The 15868-nt window shown below is 44.5% G+C and carries 16 protein-coding genes; 8 read left to right on the top strand and 8 right to left on the bottom strand.

Annotation, left to right across the window (positions count from 1 at the left end; all coding sequences use genetic code 11):
• Window positions 1-54: 54 nt before the first annotated feature.
• The 4 genes from AC6R05_RS14260 to AC6R05_RS14245 all read left to right on the top strand — a co-directional run bounded on the left by AC6R05_RS14260 (window position 55) and on the right by AC6R05_RS14245 (window position 3658).
• Complete coding sequence (locus AC6R05_RS14260; protein ID WP_500647772.1) at window positions 55-948, top strand: metal ABC transporter substrate-binding protein; 894 nt, start codon at window positions 55-57, stop codon at window positions 946-948.
• 64 nt (window positions 949-1012) lie between these two features.
• Window positions 1013-1894 carry a manganese/iron ABC transporter ATP-binding protein gene (locus AC6R05_RS14255; RefSeq protein ID WP_500647771.1) on the top strand — a complete coding sequence of 294 codons (882 nt, stop codon included), beginning with the start codon at window positions 1013-1015 and terminating at the stop codon, window positions 1892-1894.
• Complete coding sequence (locus tag AC6R05_RS14250; RefSeq protein WP_500647770.1) at window positions 1894-2814, top strand: metal ABC transporter permease; 921 nt, start codon at window positions 1894-1896, stop codon at window positions 2812-2814. Before AC6R05_RS14255 ends, AC6R05_RS14250 begins: the two co-directional genes overlap by 1 nt.
• A 1-nt stretch (window position 2815) precedes the next feature.
• Window positions 2816-3658, top strand: coding sequence for a metal ABC transporter permease (locus AC6R05_RS14245; protein ID WP_500647769.1), 843 nt, complete (start codon window positions 2816-2818; stop codon window positions 3656-3658).
• Window positions 3659-3760: 102 nt separating this feature from the next.
• Here the strand turns inward: AC6R05_RS14245 and AC6R05_RS14240 are convergent, their stop codons facing one another.
• A complete protein-coding gene (locus AC6R05_RS14240; RefSeq protein WP_500647768.1) occupies window positions 3761-4258 on the bottom strand; it encodes a GlcG/HbpS family heme-binding protein in 498 nt (165 codons plus the stop codon).
• A gap of 210 nt (window positions 4259-4468) precedes the next feature.
• Here AC6R05_RS14240 and AC6R05_RS14235 point away from each other — a divergent pair, with 210 nt between their 5' ends.
• The 3 genes from AC6R05_RS14235 (at window position 4469) to ihfA (ending at window position 7361) form a co-directional block, all read left to right on the top strand.
• Window positions 4469-5143: a response regulator transcription factor gene (locus AC6R05_RS14235; RefSeq protein ID WP_152468834.1), complete on the top strand. Its 675-nt coding sequence runs from the start codon at window positions 4469-4471 to the stop codon at window positions 5141-5143.
• A complete protein-coding gene (locus AC6R05_RS14230) occupies window positions 5127-6539 on the top strand; it encodes a sensor histidine kinase (RefSeq protein ID WP_500647767.1) in 1413 nt (470 codons plus the stop codon). The genes AC6R05_RS14235 and AC6R05_RS14230 overlap by 17 nt, the downstream gene beginning before the upstream one ends.
• Before the next feature lie 525 nt (window positions 6540-7064).
• Window positions 7065-7361 carry an integration host factor subunit alpha gene (gene ihfA / locus AC6R05_RS14225; protein WP_004734853.1) on the top strand — a complete coding sequence of 99 codons (297 nt, stop codon included), beginning with the start codon at window positions 7065-7067 and terminating at the stop codon, window positions 7359-7361.
• Between the two features lie 105 nt (window positions 7362-7466).
• Here the strand turns inward: ihfA and AC6R05_RS14220 are convergent, their stop codons facing one another.
• A complete protein-coding gene (locus tag AC6R05_RS14220) occupies window positions 7467-8456 on the bottom strand; it encodes an ABC transporter substrate-binding protein (RefSeq protein WP_500647766.1) in 990 nt (329 codons plus the stop codon).
• 233 nt (window positions 8457-8689) lie between these two features.
• Complete coding sequence (locus AC6R05_RS14215; RefSeq protein ID WP_032548842.1) at window positions 8690-9463, bottom strand: RelA/SpoT domain-containing protein; 774 nt, start codon at window positions 9461-9463, stop codon at window positions 8690-8692.
• Window positions 9464-9744: 281 nt separating this feature from the next.
• Between AC6R05_RS14215 and AC6R05_RS14210 the strand changes: the two genes are divergently transcribed.
• On the top strand, window positions 9745-10398 hold the full coding sequence (locus AC6R05_RS14210; RefSeq protein WP_500647765.1) for a thiopurine S-methyltransferase: 654 nt from the start codon (window positions 9745-9747) through the stop codon (window positions 10396-10398).
• 83 nt (window positions 10399-10481) lie between these two features.
• Here AC6R05_RS14210 and purT read toward each other — a convergent pair whose 3' ends face one another.
• From purT to sbcB, 5 genes are all read right to left on the bottom strand, one after another.
• On the bottom strand, window positions 10482-11657 hold the full coding sequence (gene purT, locus AC6R05_RS14205; protein WP_285467123.1) for a formate-dependent phosphoribosylglycinamide formyltransferase: 1176 nt from the start codon (window positions 11655-11657) through the stop codon (window positions 10482-10484).
• Window positions 11658-11826: 169 nt separating this feature from the next.
• Entirely contained in the window at window positions 11827-12714 is an 888-nt protein-coding gene (cdd, locus tag AC6R05_RS14200; protein ID WP_500647764.1) for a cytidine deaminase, read from the bottom strand.
• 315 nt (window positions 12715-13029) lie between these two features.
• A complete protein-coding gene (locus tag AC6R05_RS14195) occupies window positions 13030-13707 on the bottom strand; it encodes a CidB/LrgB family autolysis modulator (protein WP_500647763.1) in 678 nt (225 codons plus the stop codon).
• 1 nt (window position 13708) lies between these two features.
• Complete coding sequence (locus AC6R05_RS14190; protein WP_500647762.1) at window positions 13709-14080, bottom strand: CidA/LrgA family protein; 372 nt, start codon at window positions 14078-14080, stop codon at window positions 13709-13711.
• 99 nt (window positions 14081-14179) lie between these two features.
• The gene (gene sbcB, locus AC6R05_RS14185; protein ID WP_500647761.1) at window positions 14180-15604 is read right to left on the bottom strand and encodes an exodeoxyribonuclease I; all 1425 of its coding nucleotides are present in this window, start codon (window positions 15602-15604) and stop codon (window positions 14180-14182) included.
• Window positions 15605-15868: the final 264 nt, after the last annotated feature.

Genomic DNA, 15868 nt, shown 5'->3' with positions numbered 1-15868 from the left:
AATCACGGATATGTTAACACAGTATTAGAGATTCTCACCATCAAGGAGAAAGGTATGAAAAAGCTAGCGTTGGTTGCCTCGTCACTGTTACTGGCAATGTCGCCATTAGCAAATGCAGCGGAAGATAAAATGAAGGTAGTAACTACCTTTACCGTGTTGGCTGATATGGCTTCAAACGTAGCAGGGGATGCCGCTGAGGTGGTTTCTGTTACTAAGCCTGGCGCTGAGATTCATGGTTACGAGCCCACGCCGAAAGATATTGTTCGCGCATCTGATGCTGATCTTATTTTGTGGAATGGGATGAACCTAGAACTTTGGTTTGAGCAGTTTCTATCAAATATGAAAGACGTACCGGCGGTAACGTTGACTAAGGGAATCAATCCAATTCCTATCGCTTCTGGTTCTTATGAAGGTAAACCGAACCCGCATGCGTGGATGGGGCTAGATAACGCACTTATCTATATTGATAACATTGTTGAAGCGTTTGCTAAGCACGACCCAAACAACGCAGCGATTTATGTAAAGAACGCAGCTGCTTACAAAGCCAAACTCAGAGCAATCATCGAACCTTTAAAAGACCAGATCGCTCAGATCCCTGACGGCAATCGCTGGCTAGTCACATGCGAAGGGGCGTTTAGTTACCTTGCCAAAGATTTTGGTTTGAAAGAATTGTACCTATGGCCAATGAACGCTGATCAAGTCGGCACTCCGCAGCAGGTACGTTCAGTTATCGATGGCGTAAAACAAAACCATATCCCGGTCGTATTTTGTGAATCAACCGTTAATACCTCGCCAGCAAAACAAGTGGCAAGAGATACCGGCGCCCAGTATGGCGGTGAGCTGTTTGTCGATTCGCTATCAACGGCTGATGGTCCGGTTCCTACTTACCTAGATCTGTTAAAAGTGACTTCGACCACGGTAGCAAATGGTCTTACGTCAACGAACTAAGACATATGTTTAACAAGATTAGACACAATGAATTCAAACGGATATTGGGAGTAAAGCACCGGTTATGAATGATGTTAAAAATGAGGAAAGCCTTGGCATTTCAGTCAGTGATGTAACGGTTACCTATCGTAATGGTTACACAGCCCTTTATGATGCGGACTTTACCGTACCGCAAGGGTCAGTGACGGCACTGGTTGGTGTGAATGGAGCAGGGAAGTCGACTCTTTTTAAGGCAATCATGGGCTTTGTTCCTATGTCCAAAGGACAAATCCAAATATTGGGTGAGAGCGTTAAAAAAGCGCTCAAAAGTAACATGGTGTCTTATGTGCCCCAGTCAGAGGAGATTGATTGGAGTTTTCCAGTGTTGGTGGAAGAAGTGGTGATGATGGGGCGCTACGGTCACATGAATTGGCTTCGCAGACCCAAAGATGTTGATCATTTGGCCGTCGACCTAGCTCTTGAGCGCGTTAATATGCTGGAGTTTAGAAAGCGTCAAATCGGTGAACTATCCGGAGGACAAAAGAAACGTGTGTTCTTGGCGAGAGCATTAGCACAAGAAGCAAAGGTGATTCTGTTGGATGAACCCTTTACGGGGGTTGATGTAAAGACTGAGCATCAAATTATTGATCTTCTTAAATCGCTTCGCGATGAAGGTCATGTAATGCTGGTGTCGACGCATAATCTTGGTTCTGTGCCTGAGTTTTGCGATAGAACCATCATGGTCAACAAAACGGTTCTGGCCTCTGGTCCGATTGAAACGACTTACACCGAGGAAAACCTCCAACGCGTGTTTGGCGGCTCACTACGACACTTTAAGTTGGGTGGTAATGCACTTCATCACGATGAGGATACTAGAGAACTGACCATTCTTACTGACGATGAGCGACCATTCATTCAGTATGACGGCAAAGCGTTGACAGCGAAAAAGACGGAGCCTCAATTATGATGGAACTGTTGTTACAGCCATTTAGTTACGGCTATATGAATAACGCTATGTGGGTTTCGGCTTTAGTAGGCGGCGTGTGCGCGTTTCTATCTGCGTATCTCATGCTTAAAGGGTGGTCCTTAATCGGCGACGCTCTGGGACATGCCGTTGTACCGGGTGTCGCCTTGGCTTATATGATCGGTCTTCCATTTGCTTTCGGTGCCTTTATATCTGGTGGAATAGCCGCAGGTACTATGCTGTTCCTGTCTGAACGATCCGGCTTGAAAATCGATGTGATCATCGGCTTAGTCTTCACTTCATTTTTCGCACTTGGTCTTTTCCTTATTTCAATCAATCCCATCTCTGTCAGCGTTCAAACCATCACCATGGGTAACATTCTCGCCATCACACCTGAAGATACGATTCAGTTAGTCGTGATTGGTGTTGTCACGCTGGTGGTTCTATTGGCGAAGTGGAAAGATCTTATGGTGACATTCTTCGATGAAAACCATGCGCGATCCATAGGTCTTAACCCAGGTGTTCTAAAGGCGATTTTCTTCACTCTTTTATCGGCATCGATTGTTGCGGCGATGCAAACGGTAGGAGCGCTGTTGGTTATTGCTATGGTGGTAACGCCGGGTGCAACGGCATATTTGCTCTGCGACCGTTTCCCTCGACTGATTTTGGTGTCAGTCATTATTGGTAGTACGACAAGTTTTGCTGGCGCTTATATTAGTTTCTTCCTAGATGGGGCGACAGGGGGCATTATCATCTGCCTGCAAACTGTTATCTTCCTTTTGGCGTTTTTCTTTGCTCCCAAGCATGGTTATCTGGCTGCACGTTTAAGGGCGAAAAAAGCACTAGCAAAGGAGCCAAATTCTGACGAGCTCAGCGCTTCTGGTTCTCCCCTTGAGCACACATCTTTGGCCAAGGAGTATTAGTATGGATTTGTTGTTGCCATTCCAATTTCCCTTCATGCAAAACGCTTTTCTGATTTGCTTGATTGTTGCTTTGCCTACTGCGTTATTGTCTTGCTTTCTGGTTATGAAAGGGTGGGCGCTTATGGGGGATGCTGTGAGTCACGCTGTACTACCGGGCATTGTTCTGGCGTATGTTACGGGTTTACCGTTATTGCTAGGTGCATTTTTGGCTGGAATGTTATGTAGTTTCTTGACTGGTTTCTTGGCAGAAAACTCCCGAGTGAAACAAGATACGGTGATGGGTGTTGTATTCTCTGGCATGTTCGCATTAGGAATTGTGCTTTATGTAGCGTTAGATACTCACGCACACTTAGATCACATCCTATTTGGCAATATGCTTGGTGTAGATACGCAAGAGCTAAGTACTGTAGCGATCATCTCATCGGTGGTTGTTTTTGGTATCGTATTGTTCTGGAAAGATTTTCTGTTGCACTCTTTTGACGAGGTTCAAGCAAAAGTTAGTGGACTGAATGTAACCGTGTTGCATTACACCTTGCTGACGTTTCTCTCGCTGACCATTGTAGCCACGCTGAGCGCAATCGGTCTTATCCTGGCAATTAGTTTGCTTATCGCACCCGGCGCAATAGCATTTCTGTTAGTGAAGCGTTTTTCAACCATGCTGTGGATTGCGTGTGTGGTGAACCTCACAACGATGGTGTTGGGCGCGTATTTGAGTTTCCATATTGATAGTGCACCAGCCCCAACAATCGTTCTGATTCAAAGCCTCGTGTTTGTTATTGCACTTGTCAGACGTATCTTGATTACTAAGAAGCAGTCGCAAAAGTTGTACACAACGACGGCATGATTTGATTGAGATTACTCGTCTGAATACCAGAAAAGCGCTCACATTGGAGCGCTTTTTGATTATTCGTTTATTTGTGTATGTAGAGATACGGGCAAGCAGTGGTTAGAAGAACTTCTTGATCGCTTTGTCAGCACAAGCCACATCTAAATGTCCACCTGGTGCGCCGCCAACACCAATGGCACCAATCATAGTGTTATTCAGTTGTACTGGAACGCCACCCGCCAAGAACAGTAGATTGTCATCCATGTTTTGTAGAGGCTGCATGATAGGTTTGTCAGCGATGAGTTTCATTAAGTTCCCTGACGGCTGCTTCATGCTTGCAACGGTGAAGGCTTTTTTACGAGAGCTGTCTAATGTGTGGATACCCGCGCCGTCAGAGCGTAACTGAGCTATGACGTTTCCAGATAGATCAACAACGGTAGCTGAAACCTTGTAACCATCTGTCTCACATTGATTTACCGCTTCTTGAGCTAACTGAAATGCGGCTTTGGAAGAGATTTGTGTAACCGATACGGTTTGAGTTTCCGCGGCCAATGCAAAGTTAGAGAAGCCAAATGAAGCGAAAGCTGTTGCGATAAAAGTACGTGTCATTGTTTTCATGTTTACTCCGTTAAGACATATTTTTGATTGGTTTTGTTTCAGTGACCTGTGTTTCACCAACAAGGTGTTTTGATTCAACAAGGTCATACTAACGAAGTCATAATTGCCGCAGCCTTTCCGAAACATTACAAAGTTGTAATCTTGGTTATATTCGAGAAAGGATGTTGATAGAGTGTATTGAGAACAAGGCTTACGGGTAAATGGACGTTAATGAAAATACTATTGATTGAAGATGATCTTCATATTGCCAAATTTTTGGTGAATGGCTTTCAGCAACAAGGGATTAGCGTAACGCACGCAACAGACGGCATTGACGGTCTGCATGAAGCGATGACTGAAGAATTCGATGTCATTATTCTCGATATTATGTTGCCGAAGAAAGATGGCTTTGAGGTATTGGCAGAGCTGAGAGGACAAGGCTACGCAACGCCGGTAATTATTCTAAGTGCAAAGCATTCGGTGGAAGAGCGTGTTCAGGGGTTACAATCTGGAGCTGATGACTACTTAGTAAAGCCATTTGCTTTCCCTGAGCTCTTAGCTCGTTGTCAAACGCTGACTCGTCGTGGAAAGCAACCAGCCACTCAGGCTTTATCGCTCGAGTATGGTCCTCTTAGTCTTGATCTCATCAAACACACCTTATGTCGTGATCAACAGACGATTACTATCAATCAGCGTGAGTTTATGCTGATGAAGCTACTTCTTGAGAACCCAGAAGCGGTGATGTCTAAAACCGCTATCTTAGAACACGTATGGGGACATCAATTCGACCCGCAAACTAACGTTGTTGATGTTCTTGTGTGTCGCTTGCGAAGCAAAGTGGATAAAGGGTTTTCAACACCGTTGATTCATACATTGAGAGGCGTCGGTTATGTCCTCAAGTCGTAATATCGAACAAGCTCTGGCGAAAGCTAAAAATCATCTGCTACTGCGCCTTATGGCAACGCTGTTGTTCTGCTTGTTGCTGGTGGAGTTGATTGTTGGGGCAATATTCTTCTTCGATCTATATCAAACTGAAAAGAAGATAATGACCTCAATGTCGTCTGAGTATCAACGAATTTTGACCTACGACTCGCCAGAGCGACTGATTCATGTGTTGGAGGCGAACCCGCATCGTCTTATAGAGAATAATATTGCGGCCTATGCCGTGAATAATCACAAGCCAAATGAAGTAGTACTTGTGGCTGGGGACATGAATATCGCTAATAGGTTGTCGAACTCTAATGGCGTCGACTTGGCCGGCTCGCTTCTACAGTATCAGATTGAGAACCAAAGAACGTGGCTTGATAACTTTGTTTTTAACCCCTACATGTCGCTGAAAATGGAAGGTGAGGGTTACGACTTTTGGCTGGTACTGGATAATCGTGCAAGAGACCACATAGCGTTCAATCAATGGTTAATGACACTCTATGCTCTTATGGCTTTGTTGGTAGTAACGGCCGTCTTTACCCGTAAAATTATACAAAGTGCTATGTCTCCGCTTGTCACTTTTGGTGATCTGTTGGACCAGCTCCAGAAAGGACAGTTGGAGATCAAAGAGCCGCACACAGAGTCGCCACAAGGGTTAGAGGTGATCAGTTCAAGTGTCCGAAGTTCGGTAGTGAGACTTCACCACGTTACGACGACCTTAAACACAACGGTTGATGCTATTGCTCACGATATTCGTACGCCTCTTTCGCGCATCACTTTAGCTTCCCAAACCGCCTTAATTAACGATGGCGATCCGCATTCAATGAAAGAAGCGTTAGCCGACTGTGCAGAACATGCAACGCAAGCGAGCAACATGCTTACCGCTTTAATGAAGCTCAATGATGAACTAACTGGAAAACGTATACCGCAGAAAATTGAGACGAACGTATCTGAGGTTATCCGCGATGTTGCGAGTTGGTATGAAGATGTCGCCGAAGACAAGCAGATTGAGTTGATCGTCGATGTGGCAAGTGAACTGAGACTTCAATCCGACCCAGACAAGTTAACGCAAGTATTGGTTAACCTGCTTGATAATGCGATTAAATATACCGAGCAAGGCAGTGTTACATTGAGTGCTGAACAAGAGGGCAATGAATCAGTGAGTATCTCTGTTCAAGATACTGGCATCGGCATTGAGCCTAAGTTTCAAGCCTTGATCTTTGAACGTCTGTACCGAGTCGATAGCAGCAGAAGTAATGTGCAAGGGTATGGGCTAGGCCTCTCCCTCGCAATGGCTATGGTGGAAAACCTAGATGGTACATTGACTGTCGATTCCAAAGTAGGAGAGGGAAGTACATTTACTATTTCGTTGTAGGCGTGTTTAAGTGCAAGCAAACCAAAATTGCGGCTAGGATAGAGATTATTTCGTTTGTAAAGTTAGAGGATCTTGTGATGTGCAGGTCTATTTTACGATGGGAGTATTCGAATTAAATCCTGTTGAGTCATAAATGGCATGAAATTCTGTGTTCGAAATATAATCTCTGTTGAGATTAATGTTAAACCAAGTGGCTGATTTTATTAGAGGTAAGCGTAAAGTCTCGATTTTGTATAAAAGTATCAATTAAGTTATATATTCTTAATATCTGATTTTATTTGGTTTTTACTTCTAATTGCTGTTCGCTAGTTAGATGTTTTCCAGTTTAATATCCACTTAATTAAGAGTGTTATGTTCTTGATTTGCATAAATAATTAAAGAGTTGAGATAAAAAAGTTGGCGAAAATCAGAAGCTTGGCATACACTTTCCTTGTAAACAGCCTTATCTCATTGATTGAATAGGGTAAATGCTTCGGCGCTACTGACGATAGTAGCAAGGTTTAACATAGCTTTGAGGAAAGTTTTATGGCACTCACGAAGGCCGATTTGGCTGAGAACCTGTTTGAGACACTCGGATACAGCAAACGGGATGCCAAGGAAACGGTTGAAGTGTTTTTCGAAGAGGTTCGTAAAGCACTAGAAAATGGCGAACAGGTAAAACTGTCAGGTTTTGGTAATTTTGATCTTCGCGAGAAAAACGAGCGTCCGGGTCGTAACCCTAAAACTGGTGAAGACATTCCAATCTCTGCTCGACGTGTTGTTACTTTCAGACCGGGTCAAAAACTAAAAGCCCGCGTAGAAAATATTAAAATCGAGAAGTAGCCAAGCAATAGACCACGCACAGCGTGGTCTTTTTCTTTCTGGTATCTGTAACGCGAATGAGTCTTGTTAAGTAAATTATCTTAACAAATGTTATAAAAGCGCTTTTTACAGCGCTTGTTGTACTTTCTCTGCCACGTCTTGTGGTACCCAGTTGTGCCATACGTCAGGTGATGTCTCCAAGAAGTGATACATTGCTTCTTCTGCGTCTGCCTGATTATCTTCCATCCAAGCCAAAAGCTCACTCATCTTCTCATTGGTAAACCCACGTTTCTGAAAGTACTGGTATGCGATTGGTTGGCTGGTTGCAAAACTCTCGGTTGTAACGGTGTGAACTGGCGCTGCAGGGAACATGGTTACTTTCGGAGATTCGCAATCTGGTTGAGTTGTACAGTTACGAAATTCTTCTATATCCGTCCCACTTCCAAAATCAACTTTCACCATTTCATATTTACCGAGTACCGGCGTTGGCGACCAGTAGTATCCAAACCATGCTTTGTTACGTTCGTACGCTTTGGCAATTGTACCTGCGAGCGCTGCACCTGAGCCTGGATCAATCATTTCAAAGTTATGATCTTCGAGCTTCAGTGCATTAAAAAGGTGTCCTGAAGTAATTTGGCAAGTCCACCCAGCAGGGCAGCCATAGAAAGCAAACTTTTCATCATCTTCTGGATGCTCAAACAGTTTAGCGTTTTTGATAACTCCTTCTATGGTTGTTAGCTCGGGGTATTGCTCAACAAGGTAACTCGGTACCCAAAAGCCTTCTTCACCACCATTAGTTAAAGATTTACCAGCGTAGCGTAGTCGCTTCTCAGCAACACCTTTGTCTAACGCTTCTTTGATGCCGTTCGTCCAGAGTTCTGGAGCAACATCAGGTTGGCCTTTCTCGATCATAGAGGTGCCTGTAGGGACGCTATCCCCGGGTATTAGCTGAGCGTCACACGCATACCCCTCGTTGAGAATAAATTGGTCTATATGAGCAATTAGACTGGCTGAGTTCCAGTTCATATCTGCGATGGTAAATTCACCGCATTCATTGGCGTAGCTTGTGAGAGGTAAAGCAGAAGCAAGCAAAATGACAGATGGCATAACCTTCATGTGACCTAATTCCTTTTATATGTCATCGGGTTGATGCTCTATAGAAGCAGAAAAAGACAAAGGAAGAAAGTATAGAAAAGCGATCAACTGCACGTATTTTTCTCGCGCTAATCACAAAGACTAGTAGGGGAATAGATAAGGCTAGATTAGATACTTGGAAGCACTAAAAAGGCGGTCGTGATGACCGCCTATTTGTTTGAGTTAACAACCTTTCATTAGTGAGTGTGAAATGACTAGGCTGCTTTAATGTGAGTGGTGATATATGGCTGCCAAGCTTGCTGATATAGCTCTAGAGATTGGCTTCTTAGGTTGTTGATTTGTGCTGCTTCAATGTCATTGATAGGGCGGTTTTGCGCCAGTGCGTTACGCTCAATACCCTGAATGATTTCATACAGTTCATGCTCTGGACCACTTTTCACATCAGCAATTGCTTTAAGGTGAAGCTGAACTTCAGCGATGATATTCGTTTTTGGCAGGCGAACTAGCAAGTTAAGGTCACGGTAACCTGAGTCAGCTGGAGACTTAAACTTGTTTTTTACTTTAACGACATCCGCTTCGCGGCTTACTGCTTCGTACACTTCTACTAGGCTCTCTACATCGTTAGCGATGATGGTTGCGCGCGCAAGGTCGGTGATGCGGGTAACGTCGCCGTTCAGTTCCAATGCAATCTTTTCTTCTGCACGAGCTTGTGATTTTACGCCTGCGAATAGTGCTTCAGAGTTGGTAAGTAGGGCAGTACTTTTACAGATGGTTTCTAGCTCTGCTTGAGCTTGGTGTGATTTGCTGTAAAGAACGTCGAAGTCGGTATAAGGTTGAGTTGGATTTGAGTCAAACGCTTTGATACCGTACAGGCCGCTTAGGCTGTGACGGAATACTTTCGATGACACTTGGTTTTGTGCTGGTGTGCGAGTAGGTTCTGCTGAGTTAGTTGATACAGTTGCTGCGAATGCAGGCGCGCGGCTCAATACAAGAAGCATTAGTGCCGTGGTACGGAGAAATACACTCATTCAAACTCCAATATACGAGGTTACAAAACGGTGAAACTAAAAGGGGTAACCAGTAACGCTAAGAGCAAATTGTTGTTCAAACTATGGTGTCTCTACATACTATATGGGGCCGTTTGAACAGAAACCAACCTTAACGTTTTCTCTTGTTTTAGTATGTGAACATATAGACAAATTAAAGAAGCGTTAGTTCCACATTTTCAAGAACTTTGACCCCTGCCAAGGTTGCTCTTACCTGTCTATCCTGTACCCTTGCATTATTAAATGAACAAGATGAACGAAAGATGAATAATCCTGAATTTTGGCACAATAAATGGGCCGCAAACCAAATTGGTTTCCACCTAGAAGATGTGAATCCACTGCTCATTGAATTTTGGAAGCACACTGAACCTAGCCATGACAAGAGCGTTTTTGTTCCACTGTGTGGTAAGAGCGAAGACCTCGTTTGGTTGGCGTCTAAGCATCAAGACGTTCAGGGTGTTGAGCTAAGCCAAATCGCTGTCCGCGCATTTTTCTCGGAACATTTTTATACGCCAATGGTGACACAGATTAATGGTCAACATGAGCTGTACCAGTTTGATGAACTGAGCATCTACACTGGTGATTACTTCACGGCGCCGATTCAAGCGGTTGATACGGTTTATGATCGTGCTTCTTTAGTGGCATTGCCTAAAGAGATGCGAGTGCAGTATGTGGAGAGGTTGAAGCAGCTGTTAAAACCTGGTGGCAAGATCTTGTTAGTGACTCTGGATTACAACCAAGAAGAGATGAGTGGGCCTCCGTTCAGTGTACCAAGAGATGAAGTAGAACAGCTATTCTCTGGATACAAGATTACACAACTCAATCAAGATATTGCTGGTGATGATCATCCTAAGATCGCCAAGAAAGGTCTATCACGTTTCTCAGAAGAAGTTTATCTGATTGAATGTCAGCTTTAAGAGATACTAACTACATATCACAACAAAAAGACGGGCACTGAGTCCCGTCTTTTTTCTGACAACTTGTACTGCAGTGATTTAGATTAGTAGATCACTTTAATCTTAGCAGCACTTTCTACTGCGTCTTCAATAGCTGATTCAATACTATCGCGGCGTGTTAGAGCTACACCTAAGCGGCGTCGGCCATTGATGTCTGGTTTACCAAACAAGCGAACCTGAGTTTGAGGCGCATTTAGTGCGTTCTCTAGACCTTCGAAACGGATATTCGTTGATGTGCCCTGACCAAGTACCACAGCAGAAGCACATGGGCCGTATTGAGTGATGTTCTTGATTGGCATACCAGTGAATGCGCGAACGTGCAGAGCGAACTCAGAAGAGTCTTGAGAGAGGAGTGTAACTAAACCCGTGTCGTGCGGGCGAGGTGATACTTCATTGAAGATCACGTGGTCGCCTTTTACGAACAGCTCCACACCAAAGATGCCGTAGCCGCCTAGAGCATCAACCACTTTACCTGCTGTGTATTGGGCAGCCTTGAGTGCGTTGTCTGACATCACCTGTGGCTGCCATGACTCACGGTAGTCACCGTCTTCTTGGCGATGGCCGATTGGCGCACAGAAGTGAACACCGTCAACCGCACGCACAGTAAGCAGAGTGATTTCATAATCAAAATCGATAAAGCCTTCTACGATTACTCGTCCAGCCCCAGTGCGGCCGCCTTCTTGAGCGTAGTCCCATGCTTTCTGAATGTCGTCTTCGCTCTTAATAACGCTTTGGCCTTTACCAGATGAACTCATTACTGGTTTAACGACACAAGGGATGCCGACAAATTCAACGGCGGCTGAGAAATCTTCAAACGTATCGGCAAAACGATATGGTGAAGTCATCAGTTCTAACTCTTCTGCAGCAAGGCGACGAATCCCTTCACGATTCATTGTTAGCTTGGTTGCGTTTGCAGTAGGAACGACGTTTAGGCCTTTTTCTTCTAACTCAACCAGTTTGCTGGTCGCGATGGCTTCAATTTCAGGTACTACGTAATCGGGTTTTTCGAGTTCAATGATCGCTTCTAGCGCATCGCCATCGAGCATATCTAACACATGGCTGCGGTGAGCAACTTGCATTGCAGGTGCATCTGGGTAGCGATCACAAGCGATCACTTCTAAACCTAAACGTTGACATTCAATAGCAACCTCTTTACCTAGCTCTCCTGAGCCTAATAGAAGTACACGAGTAGCATTGTCACGAGTGGCGGTACCAAACATAGTTATTCCTTCCGAACATGTTGAACGAGTAATTGAGAACGGGGAGATCATACTCATTCCAACCTCAAAAGCAAACGTTTGCGTGGTGGTTTTAGTGAATTTTAAGCATAAAAAAAGCAGCCGACTAAAAGAGGGCTGCTTATGTAAATCGCATGTTAACTTAATGCAGTTAGATTGCTAAGTAAGTGACTGGGATATCAGGGTTAATTGCTTCCAGTGTTGATTGCGTATCCGCCAAGTGGCTAATGTTGCCCTGTGCGTTTTCAACTAGAGCAGCGCTCTCAATTTGATCGAAACTAATACCTGCCAGCATCACTTGAATCATCGCTACTTGAAGTGGAGGCAAGCTCGGGTTAAATGCCGCGTTTTCAGCGTAGGCACCAGAGAAGATTTCACCAGACGTTAGTTGAAGCGAAACACCACTTAGGTTTTTGGTGTAAGGCGCATGACTGCGGTTCATCGCCTCTAGAGCTTTAACAACAATAGGTGTCGTTTCTTCAGTTGTGTATTTATGGTCAAGCTCTGTCATTAGGCCTTCGGTGATACCTAAATCAGAAGGGCCGAAAGAGTCTGGAAGGTAATCTTGTAGTGAACGCTCTTCACGTTCTGGTAGCTGAATTTTCAGCTCGTTAGCCGTAGTCAGCTCGTTCATAAATTGACGACAGTGACCACAAGGGCTGTAGTTGATTGTGATGTCAGAAAGTCCTTTTTCGCCTTTCATCCAAGCATGGCTGATTGCTGCTTGTTCTGCGTGTACCGTTTGTCCAAGCTGTGCTCCGGCAATCTCCATGTTCGCACCAAAGTAGATGTGGCCAGATAGGCCGCGCACTATTGCACCAACGTAGAAATCAGAAAGCGGTGCGTAAGAGAACGCAGCTGCGATTGGCAGTAAAGCTAGACGAACTTCTTTATCAGAAAGACCGCTTGCATCCAGCAAGCTTTGAAACTGCTCTTTAGAGATTGTGGCGTCAAAGTTGTCTGCTAATACGATGTCACTTAAAAGTGCTTTCAATGAAGCTGGAGCACTTTCCAGCGCCAGGGTAATACGACTGTTCATGTTGAATCCTTAATTGACCTTAGGCTTTAAGTTTATGCAATACTCAGAAACTTTCTGTGATCGGTGTCACTATTGTATGTTGGTTGTTACATTGTGTTGCACAATTAGAGTGAGGTCACAAATGAAATCGTTTGCAGCCAGCAAAGTGTAATTGATGTCACAAATTGACGGGTGCATCACATTGCATGAATAAATAGTTTAGTGGAAAAAAAGAGCGCATTTCCCAAAGATTTATTGGAAAAGCGCTCTGATTTTGTTCGGGAAATAGCAACGACATAGATAGATTGTCAGCTACTTCGGGTTAAATTTTTGCAATTATGAGTATATCCATAACACCAGCGAGAACACAGAAGGTGCCAATATCGAGGTAATAACGCCACATAACACTAATGCTAGAGAGCTAAATGCAGCATCTCGTGGATCTTTCTCTGCGCTAGTTGCTGTTCCTAATGCGTGAGAGACCGTTCCCATGGTAAGTCCGCGTGCTATTGGACTTTTAATGCCGATTAGGTTGTAGATGGGATAAGCGAAAATTGCACCAAATAGCCCAACCAAAAGCACCAAAATTGCCGCTATGGCAGCTTCACCACCGAGATGGCTAGAGACTTCCATTGCGATTGGGGTGGTCACCGATTTGCCTAGTAAGCTTGCAATTAAGCCAAGGTCTGCATGAAACGCAGCGGCAATCAATGCAGCGGTCAGCATTGACATTACACTGCCTAAGACGCAAGCAAAGGTGATGATGCGCCAATTGGCTCTTATCTGCGGTAGCTGCTCATACAGAGGATAGGCGAGCGCTACAACGGCAGGTTGCAGCATAAAGGTAATCCAAGTGTTGTCTGCATAGTACTCCTCGAATGGGATTCGCCAGTAGGTGAGCACCGGAATAATGATCGCTAAGCTGATCAATAGAGGATTACATAATGGCGAGCTTACTTTTTGACTTACCCAACGAGCAAAGAGAAATACGACAATAGTCAGAAGAATCCACATACTATTTCCCCTTCGCAATCACTCGGTCTAAGAACCAAGATAGAGAAATAAGGACGATCAGTGTGCCACCAACCGCGCTAGCTAAGATGGGAAGGGCGTTGGCAACTAGCATGTCGAAGTGCTCCATGAGACCAACACTGATCGGTACAAATAATAAGATCATGAAACGGATGATTAGGCTCGCACCAGGTTGAACCCAGTGGGGAGGGACAATTCCGATCACCATTGCGAAGAAAAGCAGTAGCATGCCAAAGATACTTCCAGGAATCGCAGTATCGAGAAGGCTTTGAATGGCGTTGCCTGCTGTCAGTGAACCGATGATCAATGTAAAAGAGATCATTAGATACACAAGTTGGATCAATCTTTCTTTCAAAAGGAGTCTCTTTCTGAGTTAATGTATAACGGTTAACGAGTAACCGTTATTTAAGTCTGAATTAGTACATATAAAGCTTTAGAGCTATAAAAGACGGGTTTAGCTCGCGAGTTTCTCTACGTACTGGTATACCGCTTTGAGTATTGCCATCTTCTTTTCATCGTTTTCATGCTCATGAGCAAGATTTTCAAGGTTGAGCATGTATTCTTCAAGTCGACTTTCGTAAAACTCACGGCAGTGATTCGCCCATTTTTGCTGTTCTGATTCATCTAACGTCCAAGGGTAGTGACGTGCTTTGTAACGGAACAGAAGGGGCTCTATACGTTCGTCGGCAAAGCTGATGTCGAGTGCAGCGAGGTTGTTTGGTTCAGTTTGACGAATAATATCCATCGCGGCTTTATCTGATGGAGAAAAGAAACCATCGTAAAGCTGAGTATCAACATCGTCGTCTTTCTCATACTCGCGTTCAACAGAATAAAGACCAATCAGCTTTTCGCGAATCTCTGGGTGTTCACGAAGAATCGCTAAGTTTGCCAGGCACTGCTGGCGATCAATGCCAATGGTTTCAGCATTTTCAGCCGTTAGTGTTTTCGCTGGTGCAAGAATAGGACATTTGTTCAGTTGCACGAGTTTAATCGGTATAGGCAGTTCGTCTGGACCTAATTCGCTGTGTTTGGTGTAGAGCCTCTCACGCAATGCATCAGTGTCTAATTCAAGCAATGGCGTTGGATCTTTCGCTAGGTCTACAACGATAACCGCGTTTTGGTTGGTAGGGTGCCAAGCCATCGGCACAATCCAACTGGTGTAGTTACACTCTTTACCTAGCATGCCAGAGACGTGCATGAGTGGTGTCATGTTAACAATGTCGACAAGTTCATTCAGTTTGCGTTTATGACGCATGTTGTACAAGTAGTCGAACATTTTCGGTTGAGCAGCTTTAACTTTCTTCGCCATTTCAATGGTTGCAATAACGTCAGCCATCGCGTCGTGCGCATTTTCGTGTTCAATGCCGTTAGCAACAGACAAATGTTCTAGCTTAAAGCTTGGGAAACCTTCTTCATTTTCTGGCCAAACAATGCCATCTGGGCGCAATGCATGCACCGCGCGCATCACATCCAACAGATCCCAACGTGAGTTACCGTTTTGCCAGCTCCACGCATACGGTTCGATAAAGTTGCGGTAACAGGTGTAACGTGTCACTTCATCATCGAAACGAATACTGTTGTAACCAAGGCTGGTTGTGTTTGGCTTAGATAACTCTGCGTGAATCTTAGCGATGAACTCTGGCTCAGGTAAGCCTTGTGACATTGCTTTCTGTGGGGTGATTCGCGTAATTAATGCAGCTTCAGGTGCAGGTAGATAATCAGCTGGCGGTTGGCAATAGATAACCAGAGGCTCACCAATGATGTTGAAATCTTGGTCGGTGCGAACACCCGCAAATTGGCTTGGTCGATCTTTGGCTGGGCTCGTCCCCCAAGTTTCATAATCGAAGAAGAAGTAGGTCGGCTGAGAGTCGTGCTGCATAACGTTGATATATCCAGTTTTATCTGATTTCCCAAGTATTAGAACACCGTGAGGGCGCTAACGCAATGAGCTTAGCCGACTTGATTCGCGATTAGATTTATGTTCAACACCATGTTTTATTTGAATGAAATCATTCAAAGGAGCTCAGCTAGTTTGTCACTTAGTTCTAGTCAAGGAGTATGAAATTTGTTTTGTTGAACCGTGTTGGCTTGTATTTGTACTAAATGCGACAGATAGCACAACAAATCGGACGAAAAAGGAACG

Source organism: Vibrio sp. R11-SG3-ISO9, from assembly GCF_059834255.1.
Note: the sequence above shows the minus strand (reverse complement) of the source record. Positions and strands in the feature narration are given on the sequence as shown.

Bases quoted from the DNA above. Each gene is read 5' to 3' on its own strand.
- AC6R05_RS14260 (WP_500647772.1), top strand. From the start codon at position 55: ATGAAAAAGCTAGCGTTGGTTGCCTCGTCACTGTTACTGGCAATGTCG.
- AC6R05_RS14255 (WP_500647771.1), top strand. From the start codon at position 1,013: ATGAATGATGTTAAAAATGAGGAAAGCCTTGGCATTTCAGTCAGTGAT.
- AC6R05_RS14250 (WP_500647770.1), top strand. From the start codon at position 1,894: ATGGAACTGTTGTTACAGCCATTTAGTTACGGCTATATGAATAACGCT.
- AC6R05_RS14245 (WP_500647769.1), top strand. From the start codon at position 2,816: ATGGATTTGTTGTTGCCATTCCAATTTCCCTTCATGCAAAACGCTTTT.
- AC6R05_RS14240 (WP_500647768.1), bottom strand. From the start codon at position 4,258: ATGAAAACAATGACACGTACTTTTATCGCAACAGCTTTCGCTTCATTT.
- AC6R05_RS14235 (WP_152468834.1), top strand. From the start codon at position 4,469: ATGAAAATACTATTGATTGAAGATGATCTTCATATTGCCAAATTTTTG.
- AC6R05_RS14230 (WP_500647767.1), top strand. From the start codon at position 5,127: ATGTCCTCAAGTCGTAATATCGAACAAGCTCTGGCGAAAGCTAAAAAT.
- ihfA (WP_004734853.1), top strand. From the start codon at position 7,065: ATGGCACTCACGAAGGCCGATTTGGCTGAGAACCTGTTTGAGACACTC.
- AC6R05_RS14220 (WP_500647766.1), bottom strand. From the start codon at position 8,456: ATGAAGGTTATGCCATCTGTCATTTTGCTTGCTTCTGCTTTACCTCTC.
- AC6R05_RS14215 (WP_032548842.1), bottom strand. From the start codon at position 9,463: ATGAGTGTATTTCTCCGTACCACGGCACTAATGCTTCTTGTATTGAGC.
- AC6R05_RS14210 (WP_500647765.1), top strand. From the start codon at position 9,745: ATGAATAATCCTGAATTTTGGCACAATAAATGGGCCGCAAACCAAATT.
- purT (WP_285467123.1), bottom strand. From the start codon at position 11,657: ATGTTTGGTACCGCCACTCGTGACAATGCTACTCGTGTACTTCTATTA.
- cdd (WP_500647764.1), bottom strand. From the start codon at position 12,714: ATGAACAGTCGTATTACCCTGGCGCTGGAAAGTGCTCCAGCTTCATTG.
- AC6R05_RS14195 (WP_500647763.1), bottom strand. From the start codon at position 13,707: ATGTGGATTCTTCTGACTATTGTCGTATTTCTCTTTGCTCGTTGGGTA.
- sbcB (WP_500647761.1), bottom strand. From the start codon at position 15,604: ATGCAGCACGACTCTCAGCCGACCTACTTCTTCTTCGATTATGAAACT.